Raw genomic sequence first — 24538 nt, forward strand, 5'->3', positions numbered from 1 at the left:
AAAATTGCTTATACAGTATATACTGGGTTCTTTTCTCTAAAACCTTATCATAAATGCCGTTTTTGTTAATTTACGATTTAGCATACAAATTAATAAATTTGTTTTTGAGACTTCTTTTTTCTATCCACTAAATGTTTATTAACTTGTATGTAGCCTTCTCTTTCTGTACTAGCCCCGCCTGCGCTGAGTACACCGATAGCCACGCATGCTATCCAACCTAGTTTCATTATAACAGAAAGCGCTTACATAATAAAGTGTTATGCTTTAATTTCTAAAAAGTTATAAATACAATCAGCAGGTCTTTTTCTAGCCCCTGCTGATTTGTTAAATAGAACCGGCGACGCGGCGACGGTACAGCTTTATAAAATAGTAAATAGGTCGTCTTAATAAGCGACTTTATAAATCAAAAACCGTTCATATGGATTTTTACGATCCAACTCTGGCAGCATTACCTCTTCTTTCAAAATGAAAGAAGGGTGTTTTTCGAGATGATGAAGATAATCCTCCGAACTATAATACAAAATCAAATCAATCTCGCGCTTATTCTCTTCCCACGAAAGCAAAATATTGTTCACTACTTGGATAAAAATTTGAACTGAAAAAGGGTTAAAAAAATAAAAGCAGTTGTCTAGTGGATGAATCTTATATTCCTGGGCTAAACAACACTGAAAATGAATATGACGTTTTCAACCCTTGGCTTTTTTTAAATAGCGCCTCTGATTATCTATGGCCTGCTCATAAAAGTGCTCATTCATTTCTATCCCTACAGCGGTGGCATTACATAGGTAGTTCACATAAAAATTCAGCCTCCCTTTCCCACACCCGAAGTCGACAATTCTATCGCTGCTTGTTAGCTCATACTGAGTGAAAAGTGTTTCTAATGCACTATAAGGCGTGGGTTCATAACGGTGGTAATGGAATGAATCATTAAATCCCTTTTGTTCTCCCGTTGTTTTTATATTTAATAAAGCGTCATAATATTGCTCATTCATGGCCAATCTCCTGTTTATAGTTGTTGAAAAAGAGAAAGAAGGACAGATGTCCCTCTTTCTCTTTTTTCTCACTCTACTTTCACACGCATTTCTGATATTTTAAGACCAATCTCTTCGATTAAATGCACAGCTTCCGCTCGTTTTTGATCATCTAATGTGCTGATTTCTGGTATATCTATGCTTTTTAAATATCAATAAGAGGCTTTAAGTCTTTCTAGGGTATCTTCTTGGTCAAAATTTTTCATGATTATCTCCTCCAGTTTATGTAGTTACTATATGTATACCACAAACATGTCCGTAATAAATCTAACCTGTTTAATAAATACTAAACGTATCTGATTTATCTAAGAGGAAATGCACTTCTAATAGCTGATATATACTCAAAAAATTCCTGGGTTTTAGAATTTTTACGTTCATTTCTCGTGTTAGTTGCAAAAAAAGCTTCTCTTTGCGCTTTACTTATCTCAATTTGCACACCCATCCGCCTAGCTGTTTTATTGGTTATATTTCTAGGGCTTGTACCGGAAAAAGGATCTTGATCTGATAAAATTTCTGTACTAAAGCCTTTGGAAACAAGCGCTTCACGTACTTTGGACCTTAACGCTTTGTCAGCACCACCGATTTTAGTGTGTTTTTCACTTTTATCATTGTATCCATGAAAAGATACTGCATAGTCTTCTTTCGATATAATAGTTAGCGCATGAGGTTCATCAAAATGAGTGGATGTGATATGAAGGTCGGCATTTCCTGATTTCTTTAACCCTTCAAATATATAGTACGAGTATTCGTTTCCTGCTAGTCCAACAGCAAGTTCGGATGTTCCCGTTTCGATACCTCCGCCGTGTATCGCGAGCATAATAATGTTAGAAGGTCTGATTTCAAATTGAATTTTGTAGTCTTGGTTGTATACTTCATAAGAGGCAAGTTCAGAGAAGCTAGCATATTTATCTGGCATCATATATCCTCCTTGTGAATAAGACATAGTAAACAAACTTATTAGTTCTTTCTTTAATGTACCACATCTTTTCTTTCATCACATACTATGTGATTGCAATTACCAATAAATATGGTACGATTAAGTTCGAGTTTCTTGCTCGTTAAAAGTTCACCAGATAGTCAAAATTTTCATTTTTAAGCATTCCATTTTTATCTTATAATAAAGGATGTACTTATTTTTAATTGGGAATTCGACATTTTTCTTTGTTTTTTTAAAAAGTTCAAGGAATGTTAACAAATTTTACGAGCAACCTTGATGTAATTACGATATTTTTTTGTTAAAATAGTTTAGTTGATTAATAAAGATTAGGTTTATTCATGTAAGAATAAGCTCAAAAAGGAGAATTGCTGTGAAAAATACCGAAGTTATCACAAAGGAATCACTTCCTATCAATCAGTATTTTTCCCGGGAAGTAATCAGTGCTATTATAAAAACTGGGATTATTAAATCGAACTCACTAGGAATGGTTGCTGGGCTTTGTCTCGCAATTGCTGTTAACGACTTAAGCTTTGTGACACAAATTCCTATCATTATTTTGGCTTTAATTGGGACATCCTTTGTCGTAGGAGGAGCTGGGGCAGTTAATAACTTCTATGACCGTGATATCGATGCGATCATGAAACGTACAAAAGACAGACCGACGGTAACAGGAGCGGTCAACCCTAAATTTGCTCTATGGTTAGGACTGGCTTTATTTGTTATTGGTGTAGGTATTTTATTTTTAGTTTCTAACATGGCCGCCATTATGGGTATTTTAGGATTTTTCTTTTATGTAGTGCCTTATACTATGCTTACAAAACGTACAACCATTTATAATACCGAAGTCGGAAGTATTTCTGGAGCTATGCCTCCAATCATTGGATGGGCCGCTATTTCACCAGACTTATTCCATCCGGTAGCAATTGGATTGTTTGTATTTATGTTTTTATGGCAGCCTCCTCACTTCTACGCTATTGCGATTAGAAGACTTGAGGAATATAAAGCCGCAGGTGTACCAATGCTTCCTGTAGTAAAAGGTATCCGTCGTTCCAAAGTCCAAACGCTTGTATACCTAGTTATTTTGCTAGCGGCATCTTTCTTATTTTTATCGTTTAGTAAAATTATCGCATTTACAATGTTCGGTTTAACACTAGTGTGGATGCTTCTTGGGATTGTTGGATTTAAAAAATTAGAAGATACAAAATGGGCTACTTTAATGTTTGTGTTCTCATTGAACCATCTTACGATTATTTTTGCCCTTATGATTATACTGTCATTTTTTAAATAATAAATGCTCAAAAGCAGGTAGCTATCAGCTACCTGCTTTTATATTAGATACATCTTTTGCTTTAAGCGAAATCATTCCTCCGTATCTCGCCGAAACTGCTCCACCTAACGCGTTGGCAAACATTGTGTACCGCTTACATGCTTCCTCACTTTCAGGCAAACCTTTTTCATGAATACACCAGAGAATTCCTGCCATAAACGCGTCACCCGCTCCTGTTGTATCTATCGCCTGCACTTTTTTTGCACTCACATGAAGCATTTGATTTGCAGTAACGGCTACTGCACCATTTTCTCCTTGCGTGACCCATACGTACGGAATATGATACGCTCTCAGTTTTTCTAGACTTTCTGTCAGATCTGTTGAATTCATCAAAAATAGCAGCTCATCTTGAGAAATTTTCAAAATATCTGTTTCGTACAAAAACGGTGTTACGGTATTTCTACATGCTGCTTCACTTTCCCATCTTTTCATTCGAATATTTGGATCAAACGCTACAAGCATACGATGTTTTTTTGCGAACTTCACAGCTTCTTTTGTAGTTTCTTGGGAAATCGGATGAAACAACGTACCTGATCCAAAATAAAAAATCGCTGCCTGCTCAAATAAAGCTTCCTTCAGCTCATGTTTATACACTTGCTCATGAGGTGTAGAATCTATGTAGGAATGGAAGTAACGATCTTCTTCTTTACTTTTATGTACATACACTTCACAAACTTTTTTAATCTCCGATATTACACAGCCGCTTTGATCCACTCCTTCCATTAAAAGATTCTTTCTTACGAAATCACTTGTTTCATCACTGCCTAACTTGCAGATATAATATGCTTTTGCTCCTAGCTTCTGAACTCCGACTGCTACATTAACGGTTGTGCCTCCTAAAAAAGGGTCAAAGCTGGTGTTAAATTCGTTTTTAGCAATATAATCAATAAACGCCTCACCGTATGAAATAATTCCTTTTTTCAAGTTAATCCTCACCTTCTTTCTTCTGTCTCCCAACGCATTTTACACATACACACGCTTTTCCTCTGCTTTCTAAAGGAATTTGTTCAAACAGATCAGGGGTAAAAACTTTCTGCATGCACCAACACTTTTCTATTTCTCTACCTTGTACAGAAGCACAGTTATTTTTCTCTCCGCAGATAGGACATCTGCTATCATCGCCTGAAAATGCCATGAATTCCTCTCCTTTTTTTCTATGCAGTTGTATAGATTATCTTTATTAGTATACAAGAGGTGGTTAAAATGCGCTTTCTGCTTTTTGATATTTTCGTTTTCAACTTCTTCTATTCTTGATACTATACATATAAAGGAAATAACATATTGCGAAAGGAGCCTTTATGACAACACATTTATTTCACCAAAAACCCCTTGCTACATGGATGCATGAATATCCTTTATTAACACCTTTAATCAATAAACAGGAAACACTTTGGATAAATCCTTATATAAAACCTGCTCAAGAAGCACTTTCTTCTCTTTCTTTACATACCAAAGACATAAAAGATGCAAAAGAACGACTTTCTCGCTTTTCTTCTTTTCTTCAAATCGCTTTTCCGGAGCTGAAAGCATCAAAAGGAATCATTGAATCACCTCTTCAAGAAATTGCATACATGAAAGACTATTTAAATCAACAAATGAATAATAAGCTTCAAGGAAAATTATTGATGAAATGCGATCATGATCTTCCCATATCAGGTTCTATTAAAGCAAGAGGCGGCATTTATGAAGTATTAAAGTTTGCTGAAAGTCTTGCTATCAAAGAAGGGCTTCTTACCAAGGAAAGCAGCTACGCTCTTCTAGCTGAAGAACGATGTAAAAAGTTATTTTCTTCTTATTCTATTGCAGTAGGATCTACCGGTAATTTAGGTTTAAGCATTGGTATTATGAGCGCTACTCTCGGCTTTAACGTCACCGTCCATATGTCAGCCGATGCGAAGAAATGGAAAAAAGATCTGCTTCGTTCTAAAGGTGTAACCGTTATTGAATATCAGTCTGACTACGGAAAAGCCGTGGAAGAAGGACGAAAGCAAGCCGAAGCAGACCCCGCCTGTCATTTTATCGACGATGAGCAGTCTAGAGATTTATTTCTTGGTTATTCCGTTGCGGCTTTACGTTTGAAAAAGCAGCTAGCGGAGCTGCGGATTCAAGTAGACGCCGAACACCCTTTATTTGTCTATTTACCTTGCGGAGTAGGCGGAGGGCCTGGCGGTATTACGTTTGGATTAAAAGCAATATACGGTGATCACGTTCACTGCTTTTTTGCTGAACCTACTCACTCTCCTTGCATGCTGCTTGGATTAATGACCGAGCTGCATGATGGCATTTCCGTTACCGATATTGGACTTGATAACGTAACAGCTGCCGATGGACTAGCTGTAGGAAGGCCATCTGGCTTTGTAGGCGAAACGATAAAATCGCTTATTAGTGGAATTTATACTGTAGAAGATGATCAGCTTTTCCGATTTATTTATGAGCTAGCCAATCGTGAAAATATGTATATAGAACCTTCAGCAGCGGCTAGTTTACAAGGACCTCTTCACCTGATGGAAAGCGGGTCTTCCTATATACAAGCGCAAGCACTAGAAAACGATATGTCAAAAGCTACTCACCTTGTATGGTCAACTGGAGGGAGTATGGTGCCAGTTGAGGTAATGAATAGCTATTACGAGCAAGGAAAAAATTTAATGAATAGATAACGTCAAAAGGCATGAAGAACAATGATGTTCTTCATGCCTTTTTAGAAGAAGTAGCTTGCAGAAAGATAGGATGCCAAATCTCAAATGGAAAATATCCTGACTTATAGCTGCCGCTTGTACCCATAGTTGAAATTTTTATTTTCCTGTATCCTTTTTTCCATAAAAAGGTGCCTGCAAACACCTCAATTTCTTCTATTTTCTTCCTTCTAATAATCGTTGTTTTTCGTGTTAAAAACTGCGATCGAATACTGACAAATACATCGTTCATCATCAAGCCACCTTGGCGATAGCCTAACCAGTGAATAAGTACATATGCAAGGCACAGCACAGCAATAATCCACACAAACATTGATTTCCAAAAGCTGATGCCAATTCCTGCCGCTGCAAATAACAAGATCGGTAATAGTAATGGATACCACGCATATTGAATCGCTGTATTTCTTGGACACTTTACATATTCATAGTGCGGCACATATACGTTCATTAACGCTGCAATCTCTTTTTTCTGGATAAACGGGTGCAAATAGACCTTTTCTTTTAAATCAGAGGTTACGACGTTTAACGAAACGGAAGACCATCCAAATAAGCGTCGAACCAACCCTTCCTCTATCGTAACAGCCTGTATTTTATGAAAAGGAATCGTAAGGGATTTCTTATTTAACAATCCGTATTTAATATGTAGATAATGATCGTAGCGTTCTACTGTAAAACCGCCAAATCGTATTACATATAAAACGATAGACAGCAAATAAGCAAGCACCACAATTACAGCCACTAATACAAATAAACCAAGCATCGATTGATGAATCACTTCTTCGTAAGCTGTCTTTACCCAGCGGTTGATATACGTATCAATATACTGATAGAGAAAACCAAGAGCAGCAAATATATAGCCAAAATTCCCGGAAAACGCAGCAGCTAACGCCAGCTGTTTCACCGACACTTTCATCGTACGTTCAGGACTTTTTTCCCTTATTTCCGGCTGACTTCCTGACAGCTTTAACGTATCTTTAAGATGGTGCGCTTCTTTTAGTGAAATACCAGATAAATCAATTTCAGCATCCGTACCGCTGCTGGCCGTGTCAATACGAAGCCGGGCTAAGCGAAGAATTCTAAAAATAAATGGCTGATCTAACTGAATCGATTGGATGCGATTTCGTTGAATAAATCGTTTTTCTTTTTTAAAGACCCCTTTATAAAGACGCACTTCCGTTTCCGTTACTTCATAACGAAATTCCTTCCAAGTAAAAAAAGCAAATAAAGCGACTACGCCTCCCGCTAATAGCGTTGCCCACCAATATGTAAACAACAGATGCCGATTGACGATAAATATAAACACAAAAGGCAGGATATTATTTTTTATATGTTCAATAAATGCTATTGCAATATATAGCGGATGCAGCCGCTTACTCATCTTCATCATCTACCTCTGCTAGTCTAGCAATATACTCTCGCAGTGCTTCAGCATCTCTTTGTACAAGTGCAGGAATTTCCACGCTTCCGGCTGCTGTGATGATTTTAACAGATGCCAAGTCAAATTTTCGAAAAATCGGCCCTGTCAACGTTTCAACGTGCTGCACTTTCACAAGCGGAATTTTCGTATGATACCAGACGAATAGCCCTCTTTGTACATCAATTTGAGTATCTGTAACTTCATATGAATATACATTCATATATACATTTGGAGCTATAATTGTATATATGATAAAGCTCACGACTAATAGTCCAGCTGATATCCATCCAATAATTGACCACCAATCAAAAAAATGAACGAGTAGAAAATAACCCGCTGTTGCAAGAAGCCACAGGCTATGGGTAAAAATGGATTGCCAGCGCATTGCTTTTTTAGCCTCGAGGGGCAATTTGCCTTTTAAATGTTCAAACTCCATAAAAACTCCTTTCTCTACCTTTTTTACTATTTCTATTACTATATTACGTTAAAAAAGGAAAAAAGTTTCATAGTTTGCTATTTTCTTATTATTTTTTGATAAAAACAAACAAGGCTGCCTCGAAATAGGCAGCCTTGTTTGTTATCGATAAACGCCGTCTTTCTCTCCGTGTACAACAGCCGCTCTTTCAACTGCTTCAGATACTGCTTCATGTACAGCTAGATTAAGAGGGTGAGGAACTAAATCGCCTGGACGCGTTGAATTCGCAATGGCTTCAGCTGCAGCTACAAGCATCGTATGCGTAATATCGCGCACACCCGCATTTAACACTCCTCTGAAAATACCTGGGAAGCCAAGTACATTATTCACTGACCTTCCGTCAGTAGCGTAAATAGCTCCTGCTTCAAGAGCATCTTCAGGTTCAATTTCTGGCTTTGGATTAGAAAGTGCTAGAATGATTTGCCCTTTTCGGATCCATTCTTTTTGTATTAAGCCAGGTACACCTGTTGTTGCGATAACAATATCACAGTTCTCCATAAGCTCTTCTAATGAATCCGCTACTTTTCCACCATAGCTGACTAAGCGCTCATTCGCTTCAGGAGACTTATCAGCTCCTATCACCTGTTTGACACCGTAAGCCATGAACATTCTGCAAGTAGCGATACCGGCAGCTCCTAAGCCAATCTGCCCTACTTTTGCTTCTTTCAAATTCACACCTGTGCTGCGACAAGCTGAGATAGCTGCTGCTAGCGTCACAACTGCTGTTCCGTGTTGATCATCATGCATAACTGGAATATCGAGCTCTTCTTTTAAACGTTCTTCAATTTCAAAGCAGTGAGGCGACCCTATATCTTCTAGTAAAATTCCGCCAAATCCCGGTGAAATATTTTTAACCGTTTGAATGATTTCTTCCGGCTCATTTACATTCAACAAAATGGGGATAGCGTTTACATTGGCAAGCTGATCAAATAACGCAGCTTTTCCTTCCATAACGGGCATTCCTGCAACTGGACCAATATTTCCTAACCCTAATATAGCGGTGCCATCCGTTACAATCGCAACCGTGTTTCCAATGCTCGTATAAATTTTAGCTTTGTCGGGCTGTTCTTGAATAGCACGGCAAACGTTTGCTACACCTGGTGTATATACTCTTCTTAAGTCAGCGATCGACTCAATTTTCATTTTGCTTTTCATTTGAATTTTACCGCCTTCATGCGCATGAAGAACTTCATCTGATACTGTATGTAAAGTAATGCCTTCTAAACTGCGAACCGCTTCAAGCAATTCCTCAAGCTGGTCTTCACTTTCTACTTGGACCGTAATGCTTCTCATGGTGTAGTTATGTCCTACTTTAACGGTTTCAACCTCGCCAATGTCCCCTCCAACATTTCCAATAGCTGTTGCTACTCTTCCTAAGTTTCCCGGTACAGTCGGTGTTTGTACCATTAATGTGCGTATTAAATTATTCATCATATCCCCATATCCCCCTTGTCCTAATCTTGCAAGTACGTCTGCTTACTCAATGAAGCGTTTAAAACGCTCAAATTCCCCATAAGTTCATGTTATCTACTTATCTTACAAGTAGATCTATGCGTACTGTCTTTTCCATAAAAAAAAGAAATAGATAACGCTTTCAAAAAGCTGTTTCGCTTTGATTATAAGCAAAGTTTTTAGAATAATCAAGCGATGACATTGTGAAAATTCATAAATTATTAAGAAGGAATTTGTTCTCCATAAACAGAAAAGACTTATATAGAGAAGAAACAAAGGAGTGAAGCAATTGAAATCAATTTGTGTATTTGCAGGATCGAGCGCTGGAATAAAAACAGAATATAAAGAGGCCGCCGTCTCACTAGGACGCTACATGGCCCAAAAAAACTACCGGCTGATTTACGGAGGCTCACGAATGGGACTGATGGGAGAAGTCGCAAATGAAATGCTTCAGCATGGAGGCGAAGTCATCGGCATTATGCCCCGCGGTTTGTTTAGCGGTGAAATTGTTCATACCGCGCTGACAGAACTCATCGAAGTAGAGAGCATGCATGAGCGAAAGGCAACTATGCACGAGCTAGCTGATGGTTACATTGCACTTCCTGGAGGTTTTGGGACGTTTGAAGAATTGTTTGAAGCTCTTTGCTGGGCTCAAATTGGCATACATAAAAAACCAGTGGGGTTATTAAATGTGAACGGCTACTACAACCCGCTTATGCAAATGGTTCAGCATGCCGTAGATGAAGGGTTTTCTACGGATTCTGCTATCCGTCTCATCAACATTTCTGATACTCCCAAACAGCTTATCTCTTCAATGGACACCTACACGTCTCCTTCAGAAGAACAAAAATGGAACACTGAACACTAAAAAGCAAGCGCATCATTTGCGCTCGCTTTTTAAGCATTATTAAAAGCAATTTCATATTTTTTTACGCCAAAAACAAAAGGGCTGGCTATTGGCTTTAAAGACTGATTCTGAACTTTGGAAAATTCCCCTTTTTCTAGTAGCTTAGTAAAGGCAATTTTCCCTTCCATTCTGGCTAGCGGTGCTCCTAAGCAAAAATGGATACCAAATCCAAAGCTCACGTGAGGATTTGTTTTACGATGTACGACAAAAGTGTCAGGACGTTCAAACTTAACTGAATCTCTATTTGCACTTGCTGCCCAGCTAATTACCTGCTGCCCTTTTTTAATTTTACACTCTCCAAGTTCTACATCTTCAGCGGCTATGCGTCCAATCGCTTGAATAGGAGGATAATAGCGAAGCGTTTCTTCCACTAGGTTCGGAACTAGCGATATGTCTTGACGAACTTCATTCTGCACGTCTACGTCTTCTGTCATATATCGGACTCCGTTCGTAATTAAGTTTGTTGTTGTCTCATTACCTGCTACTAGCAATAAAATACAAAATCCCAGTACTTCCTCTTCTGTTAATTGCTCGCCGTCAATTTCTGCTTCTAAAAGCAGCGAAATCAGATCTTCTTGTTTCTTTCTCTGACGATGGGCGATAATTTCTTTAAAATACCCTTGCAAAAAAAGCACGCCTTCATTACGCTTTTGCATCATTTTCGCAAAAGCTTCGTCTGAATTATTTTCGGCACCGCTCACTAAGTCATCGGAGTACTTTTTAAACAGTGCTCGGTCTTGTATTGGTACTCCTAGCAGCTCTGCTATTACAATAATCGGCAGTGGTCCAGCAAAGTCTTCTACTATATCAAACTTTTTTTTGCTGCTTACTTCATCTAATAAATAATCTGCAATCTCTTCAATATGACCCTCCAAGTGCTGAATAGCTCTTGGCGTAAAAGCTTTGTTTACTAAATTTCGTAACTTTGTATGTTTTGGAGGGTCCATCATTAAAATACTTTCTTGGCGTTCTTCCATTGCTCGTTTGGATGAAAAAAGCGACGGGTTTTTTAAAATATACTTTACTGTTTCATAATCAAATACATCCCAGCAGTTTCGGCTTTCATCGTAACGAATAGGTGCCTCTTGACGCAGACTGTTATAAACGTCAAATGGGTAAATCTGCTGTTCAACGGATGTGATTTCTTGCATAGGAATTAAGTTAGCATAACGATTTTCTCTTTTCACTGCTTTTGGGTTCATCTCGTCTTCCTTCTTTCGTTTAAAAGTAACCTCGTTAAGTTTTTTAATCTTCTACAGATGAAAGAATTTTTTTCCATCCTTATATCTTTTGATCAGACTATCACAAGGTTTTTTCACTTTCAACGGACATAATCAGAAAATTTTGTCAATTATACAGAAGACTTATTTTATTTAAGGTCTAAATCAGTGATTCTTTTCCATTTTTTTAGTTCTTTTATCTTGTTTCATAATAATCACATAGATGGTTACACTACAAATAAGTACGCAAGAAAGTAGGGATCTCATGTGATAGATGCCCTTATGTGGGGTGGTGTCTCAGGCTCAGCTGTATTGATTGGAGCTATTATAGCCATTTTTGTACCTTTAAAAAAACAGTTGACTGCTTATATTATGGCTTTTGGCACGGGCGTTTTGTTAGGAGCTGCTGCTTACGAGCTCATTCAAGATTCGGTAAAAGAAGCAGGCATTATTGCTTCTTCTTTAGGATTCTTAACAGGCGCAGCACTTTTTACTCTTCTTGACATGTCCTTAGCTAAAAGAGGCGCTCACAAAAGAAAACGTTCAGACCATCTAGTCCCCGCTAGCTCAGGACTAGCCATTTTTATTGGTACCATTATAGATGCTATACCTGAGTCACTGATGATTGGCGCAAGTTTGATTGAACAGCACCACGTTAGCTGGCTGCTTGTTGTTTCTATTTTTATCAGCAATATACCGGAAGGAATCTCCGGGACAAGCGGACTACTAAAAAGCCAATACAAGCGAAAGAAAATTTTTTCATTATGGCTTTCTGTCTTCTTTATATCAGCTCTTTTTTCTTGGATTGGATATCTATTTCTTCAAGACGCTACCCCAAACATGATGGGCTTTATTGCCTCATTCGCCGGTGGTGGAATTGTGGCAATGGTTGCTTCTACAATGTTGCCAGAAGCTTTTGAAGAAGGTGGTCCTGTTATTGGTTTTATTGCTTCATTAGGGTTATTAACTTCTATTATTTTGGATTATATGTCTTTTTAATGAATAAACTTATATTTTGTATGAAACAAAATATATAGGTCTTTCGTCTTTACAAGTAGATATAAACAAAAGGAGTTACCATTATGAAAAAAATATATGCTTCTCTTACACTTTGCACAGTGCTCACTTGCCTATCAGGGTGTGCCTATGCACCTCATAATAATCTGTCTGCCGAAAGAGTCTCTGCTTCTTCTATTCAACATACTTCTTCTTCAAAACATGAGGCTTCAGTAGAGGAAATTACAAATAAGCTTCCAGGACACGTTTATTTAAAAGGTATAACCTTTCAAGATGCGCAAAAACCTTACTACTTAGCAATTAATTACGCTGCAATAGATAATCAGCATACGTTCGAAAAAAGCTGGACGTCTGTGAAAACTAAACGCATACTTTTACATAACGCAACCATCTTACTTTCTGCCGTACAAAATGCTGACAGCGTTCACTTTACTATTAATACGACTGTTCCTCAGACAATCACCATTACTCGAAAAGAGTTAACCGACTTCTACGGAAGAGATCTGGGGAATTATAATGACGTGAAACAAGTATGGAAAGAAAAATTCGAAGGACAGCAAGAAAAAATCGAGGAATTTTATGATGCACATCCAATTACGGAAATGCAGTAAAAGCGGCCCATGGCCGCTTTTTAAAGTTGTTTTTTCATAAACACCTGCTCAAGTTTGATTCTTTCATCTGTATATAAATCTTGGAAACCAAATGATTTTAACATTTTCACGAGTAAGCTATTTCTTTTTTCAGGTACATTATATGTATTGTAAGCAATTGGTCCATACATATTAAAAATGGTTGCTAATAAAAAGCCCAGAATGTCCTCTGAATTCGAGATATGTTCCTTAACGCTTCCTTGATAAAAAGTAACGGAATTCACGATGCCTATGGAAGAAAAATTCTTTTGAAATAACAGATAGCCCACTTCTTCGTTTTTTTCATTCAACGCAATAAACGATTCTCCATCACGAATACAGTCAAATTGATTTTTCCACGGAACGTCGTATGTATAAAAGGGTAGGTTCTGAATATCTTTTGCAAGTTTTCTCTTTAACGAATACGCAAGCTGATTCTTCTTTTTAAGTAAAGAAGCGGGAAAACTACCTCTATGCTTTAGAAATAAAAGCGTATCTACAATTTCATATCCGTATTTCTGATAAAGGTGAATGGCTTTTTCATTCACTTTAAATGCTTCCAGACTAGCTTCTACTACTCCTTGCTGCTCGTATCTCTCAAGTGTAGCTTTTAGTAAGGCTTCTCCAATTCCCATTTTCTGGTAAGGTAAGACTACGCTTGTACCTCCATTCCAAGCATGTTTTTTTCCCTTGACCTTTTTTATTCCATTTAACATAATTCCAGCTGGTGTTTCATTATAAAAAGCCATAAAAGAATGGTCGAACAGATAGCTGATCGAAACCAAATCTACAAGTGAATTGATCTAGTGACATCTCAACCGGAATGTAATAATCTTCAAAACCCTTATTAAATGCTTCTAGCGCATCAGAAAAAGAACACTGACTTAAAGACTTAATTATAATCACAGGACATTCCTTCCTTTTTTAAAAAGATAATAAGCTAAAAAAGCATCAATAACATTCTGAATTTTTGTGGCTTTTGAAAGAAAAGAAAGAGACATACCGTTTAAACACCCTGTCTCTTCCTTTCTTTTAACAGTCTATTCTATTGTTTTTTAACCTCTACATCCGAAGCTTTCACAAACGCATAGCGGTGATTAAAATAAATTTGATAATATTCGTCTTTTCCAGCAATCATTTTGTGATCGTTTGGATTTGTTGTAAAAGTTGGTGCATAGTAATAGTCACTCCTTACTTTTTCTACCCCCACGTACACCTGGTCTGGAGAGATTGTGTACTGAAGTGGCACCATGTCTTTAACTGGTATATTAGAAGGATAGACTGAAGCTTCAGGAAAAGCTCCTCCATACACTTGAATGCTTTCTTTTCCTGGTTTTGGCGTTAATAATATGCCTGTACCTTTACTTGTATTTTTATTATGCGGATTGTAAAACCAGGCTTTTTGCCCTCCGTACCAAATCGCTGTCCATTCTCCTTTTGTCTCAGCTACTGCATACGTTTGGCCAGTTACAGCTTTGCTTCCCCAGTCTAACGTTTGTTTTGTTCCCGGCCCTGAAGCTGCAGGCTCATTAAGTAGCGGTGAATCATTGCTCGGAGCTTGATGCAAATACACAAAGTTGGCCGGCTGCTTTGGTGCATCTGATACCTCCGGCTGATTGTTTTGAAAGACGGGATTAATCGTAACGGCTAGTTTGTTTGTGTGCTGGCGCTCGACTGGGCTTCCTACTAAATCCATATAGTGTCCCCAATCCCAAAACGGTCCGGGATCTGAATGCATACCTGATTGAGCCTTAGGAGACAAACCTGGCACCTCGTCATGACCAATAATGTGTGCTCGGTCTAACGGAATATTATATTCTTTGGCAAGGTGGCGTACGAGTCTTGCTGAAGAACGATACATTTCTTCTGTAAACCACGTAGATCCTTCAAGGGCGAATCCTTCATGTTCGATTCCAATACTGTGCGTATTAAAATACCAGTTTCCTGCGTGCCATGCTACGTCTTTGTTATGGATCATCTGTGCGATGTGACCATCACTTGAACGGATTACATAGTTTGCAGCGGCTCTATTAGGGTTAGCAAACAAATCAATCGTTCCATCATAACTTACTTCTGTATCATGAATAACAATATAGCGAACATCTGATTTTTGACGATTCGCAATATCATAGTTTCCGTAATCTGAAGGACTTTCGCTGAATTTCCCGTAAAATGCAGGGATGTATTCACATTTTAAAGATGCGGGACAATCCGCTTTATTCGTATTGGAATTTTCAGTGCGAGGAATCGATATATCTATGTTTTGAGGAGAAATTTTAAGATGCTGTCCATCTGAAGTTGTAAGCTCTGCTCCTTTTTCCAACGTTTCATATACATCATCGGCAAATACTTGAGCGTTTTCTTTATCCTGAGAAGAACTGTAAGCTGCGACTGCTTCGTACCATTTTTGATCAGTGGACGGTACGTTTCCATTTTTGTCTTTTGCAATAAAAGCTAGCACAGCAGCGCCACCGCGAATATTTTGTACAGGATCTTTTTTTAATCTTTCTTTATCTGATTTAAGCAGCTTAGCAGCTAAGGAGAGCGTTTGCTGTTTGTCATATGCTGGCTTTGAAGGCGAAGCTCCATTTCCTTTTCCATCTTCTAAAGAAGGGATGTCTGTTAAATGCATCAGGCCGTATCCCCCGGCTGCGCTGGGTTTTCCATTATGACTTTCCCAGCGCGACTTGTTGTAGGAAATTGCTTTTAAAAGCGAAGCTGGCACATCAAATTCTTTAGATGCTTGTGCAAATGCTAGCTCCAAAGAATCCGACTGATTCTCTGCAGCCTGAGCGACTAGAGGCGCTTGTAGCATATGAATAGGCGTATAACCTGTACACATAACCCCAGCCGTAAGCATGGCTATCCCTATCTTGTTTAGTTTTAATCGTTTTTTTAGTTTCAAACGTATTCCTCCCCCGTAAAATATGTAAATGAGGTAAATAAAGACATAATATGACTTTACCTCGTTCTCAACCATTTCGTCTTCTTTCTTTCTATTCCCTTGAGACAATAGTCTAAAAGATTCGACAGAGTTACTAGGAGGAAAGATGTGGTAGGAGGAAAAAATGATAAAACCATCCCTCTTTTTTAAAGCTGAGCTCTCAAAAATGGTTGAGTACAAAGGCGGTACATTCATCCCTTTTGCTGCCTTTTTAATAAAGCAGCAATATTGTAGATAATGACATTCTTTCTATAATTCAACTATTACTAAACCAAATTTCTTAATTTACCAGTTTTTTAACAGACTGTACGTTCGACATTTTAGTAACTTTTCACCATAGTTAACCATGGAAAAGGTTGCTATTATTAAAGACAAGAGAATGTTTACATATGATTGAACGCAGCAAGAACTGCTCTTGAAAGGAGATACCTTATGAGAGGACACAGCATTCCAGCAATTAAGTTGAATGAAGAAGAAAAAGAAAAATTAGAGGAACTTATTGAACACTATAATTTAAAACGAACGTCTCTCATTCGAAAATTTATTATGGATGGAAAAGTTAAGCCGCCTTTAATCGGCAAAGAAGCAGGTGTGGAACTATTAGTTAACCTGCGAAAAATTGAGTCTGAGCTAAGCCGGCTAAGCAATAATATGCATCAAATCGCAAAGTATTTACATAAACCAAAAGATAAGCAAAATCATTCACAGAACCTTGAAGAAATCCTGTTAGAAATGATGAAAAAACAAAAACATGTGCAAGAAGATGTAGAAACTATTTCAGAGCAGCTTAGCGATCATTTATACGTTAAATAGAGAAAAAACGCTCTTTTCATTTCAGAAAAGAGCGTTTTTTACAAAGAAGTAGGGATTTAAATACTTTTTTTCATGCCGCACTTTGCGCATGTACGAATAAAAATAAAGTCTTTTACTAAGCTTTTAAATTTTACATGTCCGCAGTTGTCGCATCTGCCTGCAACTTTATCCGGAAACTCCTCATATACATATACTTTTGTTAAATCAATCGCTTCTTGTTGCTCTTCCATTTCCATCACACCTTTATGCATCTTTACGATTCAGCTCTTTATATTCTATCAAAAATAAGTAAAATTACTAGGGTGAAAGCTTCAAAAAAACAAGCAGGTTTTTTCACGATGTTTTTATCCGTTCAGCTTTGTACCACCATTTTTCTCTATCTAAAAATGCTTTTACATTCAATATTTTTTTATCGTGAAGTGTAAAGATGGCTACCGCAGCTCCTTCTTTAGAAAAGGTTACCGCTGTTTCTAACTTTTCTTCCCTCACAAACAATTTTAATGCTTCCAAATTTTCTTTTGTTAATTCCGCAGTTGTGATAGTTTCTCCTTCAATGATTGTATCTTTTTTTTCAATAAAATGTTCTCCATCAATTATCCAGGCTGCATGCGTTTCACTATAAACTTGAAAGAGGGTATTCTTTTTTAAATAACCTGTTCTCTCTAACATATTTGCATACTTATACGTCTCAGTATCCTGGGTTGTTTTTATCCATAAAGGTTTATATAAAAAAGTAGGCTTTGGGAACCCTTCCTCGTCAGAATCTCTCACGGGATTTGTAGATTTAGGCTCCAAGTTTAAAAACTGCGCAACCCCTTTTGCATATGCCACCCCCATATCTTTTAGAAATTGAGGATTTTTTAAGAGCTTTGCATCGTGTTCTGTATCAATAAACCCAATTTCAGTTAATACAGACGGCATATATGAACGCCTTAACACACTATGATTAGCCAATTTTCTGCCTCGGTTAGAGTGATTGTATTTATCGAGAACTAATTTTGCGTGATCATGAATATCGTTTCGGAACACAATGGTTTGGTTATTTATATTCTTACTATAAATAAAATCTTCATATCCCGTTTCTCCACCTGAATTTATATGAATAGATAAGTATACATCAGCCCCCCACGCATTGGCTTTGTTAGCCCGTTCATTTAATGACAGAAACACATCGGTTGTACGCGTTGTACAAAGAGAAAACCCTTGATAGTGAGTAGAAAGAAAAGAGATAATGTGCTGCTGAACAGCTAACACTACGTCTTTTTCATATAACCCGTTGGCTACAGCCCCTAGATCTGCCCCTCCGTGACCTGCATCTAAATAAATTTTTTTCATATAACCCGTCTCCTCCTTATTCTTAGCATATGCATGAATAAGCGAAGACGTTTGTTATACAAAACTACTTTTATGTATAAAGCTTTTTGCTATAGCTCATTTAGAAGTCTTTACAACTGATTTACCATAGCTGGTAACATTAAAATATGTATTTGATCCATCGTCTTCATTGATCACAACATCTAAGTCATGAAAATAACGATGAAGTTCTTTTAACAGTGCTTGATCTTTCGTCTGCTCTAGCTGTCCAGCGAGCTTCTCCATATGCTGAAAGTCTTTCTTTAAAACAGAATCTTTTACTTCAATCGTGCCAATTGTATTTTTAATGGCTCCCGCTTCTTCTTGTACGGCAGGCCAGTCTGGGTGCTCAATGGCACTCCACCCCGTCAAATCATTTAGTACGTCATGATGTTCAGCTATAAAATCTTTTGCCTGCTGATCGTTGCTTTCCAGCTTATCAACTTTTTGTTGATTCACTTTAATGGCACTTGCCTTTATACTTTGCTGTGATAAAAAAGGAATTTTTCCGTTTTGGTACAATATCCATCCTGTCGCTCCTCCCCCGACTAAAAGAACGGATAAAGATATCGACATGATCATACGCTTCTTCTTACTTTTATGTCTTTTTTCCATTTGACTCCTTTCCGGGTATTCAAAACCCTTTAGGCCTTATGAACTGAAACGAATAACCTACAAAAAGAATTTTACCATATTTTTAATATTAAAAATATTAAAAAGGTCGAGACATAACTAAATTAATTCAATCTAAAGACGAGCAAATGGGATACATGAGCTCATATGGATGGCTTGTTACACGCCGTTACTTCGCTTTCCGCAGAAGTCTTCGCCTTGCCCTCCAATCAACTGCTAAAGGGAATTAAACAGATAAAACCTGCGTTCACCATAACAAAAAAATGAACTGTCAATCAAAAAATTTCGATTAATAGTTCATTTTTCACTTCAGCTAAAATACTTTTTTCCGGTATCTTTGAATCTACTTCAGTTAACTTTCACCTTTGTGTAGCGATTTTTAGGAACATTCAACTGCAAGTTGCTTCTTAACGTACTCCCTTCGTATTCTGTACGATATAAGCCTCTTTCTTGCAGTATCGGTACAACATGTTCAACAAAGTCATCTAAGCCATGCGGAACGCTTGAATGAATAATAAAGCCGTCAGCTCCTTTTTCTTCAAACCATTGTTCCATCAAAGTAGCGATATGCTCTGGCGTCCCAATAAATTGTGTTTTAGGTGTAGCAATTCGCAGCGCCGCTTCTCGCAGTGTCCACTTATGTTTTTTAGCGTTTTCTTTGATTTTATCAGTTGTACTGCGGAAACTATTACTTCCGATACCCCCTAAATCAGGAAATGCCTCATCTAATGGAAACTGTGAAAAATCAAAATGATCGAAAAAACGTCCTAAGTAGTTGAGCGCATGTTCAATTGTCACCAATTGAGAAAGTTCTTCATATTTTCTTTCGGCTTCTTCGGTTGTACTGCCAATGATAGGACCTATTCCCGGGAAAATTAAAAGTTCGTTTTCATTGCGCCCTTGCGCTACGGCTCTTGATTTTACATCTTGGTAAAAAGCTTTTGCTTCTTCTAAATTGTCTTGTCCCGTAAACACTGCGTCAGCCGTTTTCGCTGCTAGATCTTTGCCGCTTTCAGAAGAGCCTGCTTGAAACACTACGGGCTGCCCCTGAGCTGAGCGGCCAATGTTTAACGGACCTTCTACAGAGAAAAATTCGCCTTTGTGATGCAGGCGGTGCAGCTTTTTCTCTTCAAAAAATTGTCCGGTTTCTTTATTTCGAATAAATGCATCATCTTCCCAAGAATCCCATAATCCCTTTGTTACTTCTAGAAACTCTTCAGCTATTCTATAGCGTTTATCATGAGTAGGATGCTCTTTTCCATAGTTAAGCGCAGATCCTTCTAATGGAGATGTTACAACATTCCACCCTGCTCGGCCGCTGCTAATATGATCAAGCGAAGCAAATTGTCTAGCCACCGTAAACGGCTCGCTATACGAAGTCGATAGAGTGCCAACTAAACCAATATGAGAAGTGACAGAAGCAAGTGCTGATAGAATAGTAAGAGGTTCAAAACGATTCAAAAAATGGGGAAGCGATTTTTCATTAATATATAATCCATCGGCAATGAACACTAAATCAAATTTTCCTTCTTCCGCTTTTTGAGCCTGCTGCTTGTAAAAACCGAAATTAACGCTGGCATCTGACAAAATTTCAGGGTGCCTCCATGCCCCCATGTTTCCTCCCACTCCATGAATAATAGCCCCTAGCTTTAATTGTCTTTGATGTGTCATATTACCATTCTCCTTTTTCATATCCATTCATAAATTCTCGTAATTGATTGGTCAAACCACCTGCTCCAAAGCGAAGGACTCCTTCTTTTTCGGTCTTTCTTTCATTTCCTTCCTGTGCAAATTGCAAAAAAGCGATAACGTGAACTCTTCTAGGGTGAATATTTTCAATTCCTGCGTCATAAAACCATTGATCAATTGTATTGTAAATCCCTTTATTGACTCTGAATTGACTGTGGCACCAATTAAAAAACTGTAGATCAGGAAGATTTAAATACCGCGCTTGCCCTAGCTTGGAAGCTGTATGTTCACTAGATACATAGCCCATATGTTGAAATCTTTGCTTAACTTGTAGTGTATCGGCTTTAATTTGATGTTTTAAAAACTCAATGGAAGGGAACTTTTTCTCTCCTCGCACCCGAAAGATCACGTCGCATTGAACTGTCTCTCCATAAATAACGTCGTTAAAGTCCAAAATATGAACCTCAAATGTTTTAGATAGTTCCGATCCAAATGTCGGCTTAACGCCTACATTCATAACTCCTATATGATCAAGTCCCCGCAGATGAACGAGGACACCATACACGCCATTTTTTAATTCCTCATGCTGAGTATCTATATTAGCTGTTGGAAAACCCAAATGTCTTCCTTGCTGCCTTCCAGGTACAACCAGGCCTTTTATAATAAGTTTTTTGCTTGTTTTAGCTTTTAATGCTCCTCTATTCACTACGTTCACCCTTCTTCCCTTAAGTCTAGTTAAAAATAAAAGGTTCTTTGCACAATGCGTGACATTGTGCAAAGAACCTCTAGTGATCTAGTCGGTTTGTTTAATTTGATGATTTTATCATATACTTATTATTCCTATGAGTCAAGTGGGTTTTAAATTAAAATATTAGATTGTTTTTTCATAAACATAAGAGTAAGGCGAATGCGTTGGGTTAATACGCTTGAAAAATTGCTTTGTTCGATCTTCTTTTGGGTTTAAAAATATTTCTTCAGGATGACCTTGTTCGACAATCTTTCCTCCGTCCATAAACACCACGTGATTAGAGACTTCACGGGCAAAACTCATTTCGTGCGTAACAATAATCATCGTAATTCCTTCTTCAGCAATTTTACGAATAACAGACAGTACTTCACCCACCAGTTCAGGGTCCAAAGCAGACGTTGGCTCATCAAATAAAATAACTTCAGGATTTAAAGCAAGCGCTCTAGCAATACCCACTCGCTGCTGTTGACCTCCTGATAATTGACTTGGATACGCATTTGCTTTTTCAGCAAGCCCAACTTTTTCAAGAACGTCTAAACTGCGTTGTTTTGCTTCTTCCTTTGACAGCTTTTGAACAATAACTAGCCCCTCCATAATATTTTCAATAACGGTTTTGTGTTTGAACAAATTGTATTGCTGAAAAACCATCGTTGTTTTTTGTCGAAGAGTTAAAATGTCTTTGCGATTTGGCTTTTGGCACTGCACCGTAAATTGATCAATCGAAACTTCTCCTTCATCTGCTTTTTCTAAGAAATTAATGCAGCGTAAAAACGTAGTCTTTCCAGAGCCACTCGGCCCTAAAATGGTCACAACGTCCCCTTTTTTAACAACTAAATCAATACCGTCCAATACTGTATGTTGACCAAATGTTTTTTTAATATTTGTTAATGTAATCATACAACCCCTCCTCGATTATAAACCGTTAATTTTCGTTCAAGCAGCGCTGTTATTCCTTCTATTAACATCGTCAGCATCCAATAAATAAGAGCAGCAGCAATATAGGCTTCTAAAAACTTAAGATTATTTGAAGCTACGATATTAGCTGCACCGTTTAACTCTTTTTGTGAGACGATGAATGCGATAGAAGACGTATGCAAAAAGCCAATGAAGATATTGCATAAATTTGGTAAAGACAAAGCAAACGCCTGTGGAAAAACAATTCGTTTCATCGATTGAAAACGATTCATACCAATGGAATACGCAGCCTCAATTTGTCCTTTTTCTACAGCTAACAAACCAGAGCGAATGATCTCTGACATATAAGCTCCCGCTGTAAAAGACAAAGCGATTAATACAAATACGACAATAGGAATGCTGTTTGCATTGAAGCCCCATCCATGGTAGCTCGATAGTTTATTAATAAATAGCGGGAACCCTAGGTAAATAACCATAATATGAAGAATAGCAGGCGTTCCTCGGAAAAATGATACGTATACATTGGCAATAGGCGTTATTATTTTCACTGAATTGATTCTCACAGCCGCAACAGCAATACCAATAAGCAATCCGCCTAGTAATGGACCGATGGTAATAAGGAGTGTTAAAGGTAATGCCTTTAAAATTTCTACAAATGCTGTCCATATAAACGGTACGTCAATAATCATGTTTACACCTCTTTTAGTAAGCTCGTTTTATACATGAACAGGCTGATCGTGTTTTTGCAGCTTCTGTTCGGATTTCATAAAAAATTTCTCTAATATAATGGCTACAAAATAATAAATAATGGCAAGTGCAATATATACTTCAACTGCATGAGCCGTTGCTGCGATAATGGTATCTCCTCTTCCCATCATATCCATCACACCAATGGTAAAGGCTAAAGACGTATCTTTTAAGGACCCTATCACAAGATTTCCAAAGTTAGGAAAGGCTACAACGAGAGCTTGCGGCAGCACAATTCGAGTGAACGTTTGTTTTCCGGTCATTCCTATACTATACGCTGCTTCAGTTTGCCCTTTATCTACACTATTAATGGCGCCGCGCATCATTTCAGAGAAAGACGCCGCCGTGCTCAGTGAATATGTGATAATAACAAATACAAGCGGAGCCATTCTCGAAACGTCAATATGAATCAATTGTAAAAGGGCAGGTACCCCGTAAAAAACTAGAAATAATTGAATTAAAATAGGCGTCCCCCTCATAAAAGAAATATAAACTGCTGCTAGTTGACTTAACACCGGTACTTTATAAATACGAGGCAGGGCAATAAACAATCCCAAGGTACTGCCAATCACAAGTGAAGCAATCAAAATCCAAATTGTAATATGCAAATAAGATAATAATTGAGGAATAGAGGTGAAAATCAGCTCTATATCAAATGCTTTTCCCATCTTTTTCTCTCCTTTGTTTCCCTCTACAGGTAGCGAAAGGACCCAAGTTCAAGGCTTGGGTCACAGTAAGTGCTTTAGTTATTTCCAGCTGCTTTTGTATAATCTTCTCCTAGCCATTTTTTACTTAATTTTGTCAATGTTCCGTCTTCTTTTATTTCTTTTAGCGCTTTATCAACATCTTTTTGTAAACCCGTTTCATTTTTTCGAAGCATAAAATATACTTTTGAATTTGAAATAGCAGGTCCTACAACTTTTTGCTCTGCGTCCGCTTGCTTATTGACAAAGTCAACTGCAAACGGCGTACTAATTGTAGCGTCCGCACGTCCTGTTTTTAGCTGCGTTTTTGTATCATCAGATCCTTGACCTGAATAAACGATATCAATTTTATTTCCATGTTCTTTGTTATACTTATCGATTAAGTTAGCAGAGTTACTCGTTGCTCCTACAATTACCTTTTTACCGCTCAAATCTTTAATTGATTTAATTGACGTATTTTTTTCATTTACAACTACATGTAGCGGAAAGATATTATAAGGTTCTTTATTAAACAAGAACTTTTGTTTTCTTTCTTCATTCACTTCCATCTGATGGGCTACTAAATCAATTTTGTTGGATTCCAAGCTCAAAAGTAAATTAGAAAAATCCATGGTTTTGAATTCAAACTTATAGTTTGGAAGACGTTTGTCTATTTCTTTAACAAGCTCTACGTCATACCCCGTTAGATTTCCTTTATCGTCAAGAAAGCAAATGTTAGGAAATTGCGTACCCGTTCCTACAATAATTTTTTGCACTTTATCTTTGCTTGCGTTAGCTGCTGTTTCTTTATTGGGTGTTCCGCAAGCGGCTAATAATAAAAGAAGTGATAAAAAGATAGCTGTCAGCTGTAGTTTTTTCATGTGTTTGGTCCCTCACTATGTCTCAAA

The 24538-nt window shown here is 37.7% G+C and carries 25 protein-coding genes and 1 pseudogene; 6 read left to right on the forward strand and 20 right to left on the reverse strand.

The genetic code is table 11. From position 1 onward, the window contains the following. Positions 1-89 precede the first annotated feature (89 nt). The 3 genes and pseudogenes from ACO1DI_RS18875 to ACO1DI_RS18885 form a co-directional block, all read right to left on the reverse strand. The gene (locus tag ACO1DI_RS18875; protein ID WP_181903706.1) at positions 90-227 is read right to left on the reverse strand and encodes a hypothetical protein; all 138 of its coding nucleotides are present in this window, start codon (positions 225-227) and stop codon (positions 90-92) included. A 156-nt stretch (positions 228-383) separates the two neighbouring features. Further along, a pseudogene (locus ACO1DI_RS18880) lies at positions 384-992 on the reverse strand (methyltransferase). 340 nt (positions 993-1332) lie between these two features. Continuing rightward, positions 1333-1947, reverse strand: coding sequence for a poly-gamma-glutamate hydrolase family protein (locus tag ACO1DI_RS18885; RefSeq protein ID WP_223260157.1), 615 nt, complete (start codon positions 1945-1947; stop codon positions 1333-1335). A gap of 391 nt (positions 1948-2338) precedes the next feature. On the opposite strand from ACO1DI_RS18885, the gene cyoE reads away from it, so the two are divergent. After that, entirely contained in the window at positions 2339-3256 is a 918-nt protein-coding gene (gene cyoE, locus ACO1DI_RS18890) for a heme o synthase (RefSeq protein ID WP_013056789.1), read from the forward strand. 24 nt (positions 3257-3280) lie between these two features. Here the strand turns inward: cyoE and ACO1DI_RS18895 are convergent, their stop codons facing one another. Both ACO1DI_RS18895 and ACO1DI_RS18900 read right to left on the reverse strand, forming a co-directional pair. Continuing rightward, the gene (locus ACO1DI_RS18895; protein ID WP_208732392.1) at positions 3281-4219 is read right to left on the reverse strand and encodes a carbohydrate kinase family protein; all 939 of its coding nucleotides are present in this window, start codon (positions 4217-4219) and stop codon (positions 3281-3283) included. Between the two features lies 1 nt (position 4220). Next, positions 4221-4430 (reverse strand): cysteine-rich CWC family protein, encoded by a 210-nt coding sequence (locus ACO1DI_RS18900; protein WP_115653725.1) that lies wholly within the window; start codon positions 4428-4430, stop codon positions 4221-4223. A 163-nt stretch (positions 4431-4593) separates the two neighbouring features. Here ACO1DI_RS18900 and ACO1DI_RS18905 point away from each other — a divergent pair, with 163 nt between their 5' ends. Continuing rightward, complete coding sequence (locus ACO1DI_RS18905; RefSeq protein ID WP_116738334.1) at positions 4594-5952, forward strand: D-serine ammonia-lyase; 1359 nt, start codon at positions 4594-4596, stop codon at positions 5950-5952. Positions 5953-5983: 31 nt separating this feature from the next. Here the strand turns inward: ACO1DI_RS18905 and ACO1DI_RS18910 are convergent, their stop codons facing one another. The 3 genes from ACO1DI_RS18910 to ACO1DI_RS18920 all read right to left on the reverse strand — a co-directional run bounded on the left by ACO1DI_RS18910 (position 5984) and on the right by ACO1DI_RS18920 (position 9314). Beyond that, entirely contained in the window at positions 5984-7366 is a 1383-nt protein-coding gene (locus ACO1DI_RS18910) for a PH domain-containing protein (RefSeq protein ID WP_223260158.1), read from the reverse strand. Then, positions 7359-7841, reverse strand: coding sequence for a PH domain-containing protein (locus tag ACO1DI_RS18915; RefSeq protein ID WP_115653722.1), 483 nt, complete (start codon positions 7839-7841; stop codon positions 7359-7361). Before ACO1DI_RS18915 ends, ACO1DI_RS18910 begins: the two co-directional genes overlap by 8 nt. A 141-nt stretch (positions 7842-7982) precedes the next feature. After that, positions 7983-9314 carry an NAD-dependent malic enzyme gene (locus ACO1DI_RS18920; protein WP_014460373.1) on the reverse strand — a complete coding sequence of 444 codons (1332 nt, stop codon included), beginning with the start codon at positions 9312-9314 and terminating at the stop codon, positions 7983-7985. A gap of 307 nt (positions 9315-9621) precedes the next feature. On the opposite strand from ACO1DI_RS18920, the gene ACO1DI_RS18925 reads away from it, so the two are divergent. After that, positions 9622-10200: a TIGR00730 family Rossman fold protein gene (locus ACO1DI_RS18925; RefSeq protein ID WP_042992151.1), complete on the forward strand. Its 579-nt coding sequence runs from the start codon at positions 9622-9624 to the stop codon at positions 10198-10200. A 29-nt stretch (positions 10201-10229) separates the two neighbouring features. Here ACO1DI_RS18925 and ACO1DI_RS18930 read toward each other — a convergent pair whose 3' ends face one another. Then, on the reverse strand, positions 10230-11441 hold the full coding sequence (locus ACO1DI_RS18930) for a cytochrome P450 (protein WP_423145546.1): 1212 nt from the start codon (positions 11439-11441) through the stop codon (positions 10230-10232). A gap of 285 nt (positions 11442-11726) precedes the next feature. On the opposite strand from ACO1DI_RS18930, the gene ACO1DI_RS18935 reads away from it, so the two are divergent. After that, positions 11727-12458 carry a ZIP family metal transporter gene (locus ACO1DI_RS18935; protein ID WP_014460376.1) on the forward strand — a complete coding sequence of 244 codons (732 nt, stop codon included), beginning with the start codon at positions 11727-11729 and terminating at the stop codon, positions 12456-12458. Positions 12459-12541: 83 nt separating this feature from the next. Further along, entirely contained in the window at positions 12542-13087 is a 546-nt protein-coding gene (locus ACO1DI_RS18940; RefSeq protein ID WP_423145547.1) for a DUF4825 domain-containing protein, read from the forward strand. A 20-nt stretch (positions 13088-13107) separates the two neighbouring features. Here the strand turns inward: ACO1DI_RS18940 and ACO1DI_RS18945 are convergent, their stop codons facing one another. Together ACO1DI_RS18945 and ACO1DI_RS18950 are read right to left on the reverse strand one after the other, a co-directional pair. Continuing rightward, entirely contained in the window at positions 13108-13854 is a 747-nt protein-coding gene (locus ACO1DI_RS18945) for a GNAT family N-acetyltransferase (protein WP_423145548.1), read from the reverse strand. 296 nt (positions 13855-14150) lie between these two features. Continuing rightward, a complete protein-coding gene (locus tag ACO1DI_RS18950; RefSeq protein ID WP_423145549.1) occupies positions 14151-16010 on the reverse strand; it encodes an N-acetylmuramoyl-L-alanine amidase in 1860 nt (619 codons plus the stop codon). 471 nt (positions 16011-16481) lie between these two features. Here ACO1DI_RS18950 and ACO1DI_RS18955 point away from each other — a divergent pair, with 471 nt between their 5' ends. Then, on the forward strand, positions 16482-16862 hold the full coding sequence (locus ACO1DI_RS18955; protein WP_013056777.1) for a plasmid mobilization protein: 381 nt from the start codon (positions 16482-16484) through the stop codon (positions 16860-16862). 56 nt (positions 16863-16918) lie between these two features. Here the strand turns inward: ACO1DI_RS18955 and ACO1DI_RS18960 are convergent, their stop codons facing one another. The 9 genes from ACO1DI_RS18960 to ACO1DI_RS19000 all read right to left on the reverse strand — a co-directional run bounded on the left by ACO1DI_RS18960 (position 16919) and on the right by ACO1DI_RS19000 (position 24511). Then, a complete protein-coding gene (locus tag ACO1DI_RS18960; protein WP_025752091.1) occupies positions 16919-17098 on the reverse strand; it encodes a hypothetical protein in 180 nt (59 codons plus the stop codon). Positions 17099-17195: 97 nt separating this feature from the next. Further along, positions 17196-18197, reverse strand: coding sequence for an N-acetylmuramoyl-L-alanine amidase family protein (locus ACO1DI_RS18965; RefSeq protein WP_243549196.1), 1002 nt, complete (start codon positions 18195-18197; stop codon positions 17196-17198). A 96-nt stretch (positions 18198-18293) separates the two neighbouring features. Beyond that, positions 18294-18791 carry a hypothetical protein gene (locus tag ACO1DI_RS18970; protein WP_243556939.1) on the reverse strand — a complete coding sequence of 166 codons (498 nt, stop codon included), beginning with the start codon at positions 18789-18791 and terminating at the stop codon, positions 18294-18296. A 405-nt stretch (positions 18792-19196) separates the two neighbouring features. Further along, positions 19197-20519 (reverse strand): LLM class flavin-dependent oxidoreductase, encoded by a 1323-nt coding sequence (locus ACO1DI_RS18975; RefSeq protein ID WP_243549194.1) that lies wholly within the window; start codon positions 20517-20519, stop codon positions 19197-19199. Position 20520: 1 nt separating this feature from the next. Beyond that, complete coding sequence (locus ACO1DI_RS18980) at positions 20521-21252, reverse strand: riboflavin kinase (RefSeq protein ID WP_243549192.1); 732 nt, start codon at positions 21250-21252, stop codon at positions 20521-20523. Positions 21253-21408: 156 nt separating this feature from the next. Beyond that, positions 21409-22182, reverse strand: coding sequence for an amino acid ABC transporter ATP-binding protein (locus ACO1DI_RS18985; protein WP_243549190.1), 774 nt, complete (start codon positions 22180-22182; stop codon positions 21409-21411). Next, positions 22179-22889 carry an amino acid ABC transporter permease gene (locus ACO1DI_RS18990; RefSeq protein WP_243549188.1) on the reverse strand — a complete coding sequence of 237 codons (711 nt, stop codon included), beginning with the start codon at positions 22887-22889 and terminating at the stop codon, positions 22179-22181. The genes ACO1DI_RS18985 and ACO1DI_RS18990 overlap by 4 nt, the downstream gene beginning before the upstream one ends. Positions 22890-22916: 27 nt before the next feature. Further along, entirely contained in the window at positions 22917-23615 is a 699-nt protein-coding gene (locus tag ACO1DI_RS18995) for an amino acid ABC transporter permease (protein WP_014460396.1), read from the reverse strand. 74 nt (positions 23616-23689) lie between these two features. Then, entirely contained in the window at positions 23690-24511 is an 822-nt protein-coding gene (locus ACO1DI_RS19000) for an amino acid ABC transporter substrate-binding protein (RefSeq protein WP_115653713.1), read from the reverse strand. Positions 24512-24538: the final 27 nt, after the last annotated feature.

The organism is Priestia sp. 40 (assembly GCF_049368575.1).
Lineage (GTDB): Bacteria > Bacillota > Bacilli > Bacillales > Bacillaceae_H > Priestia > Priestia zanthoxyli.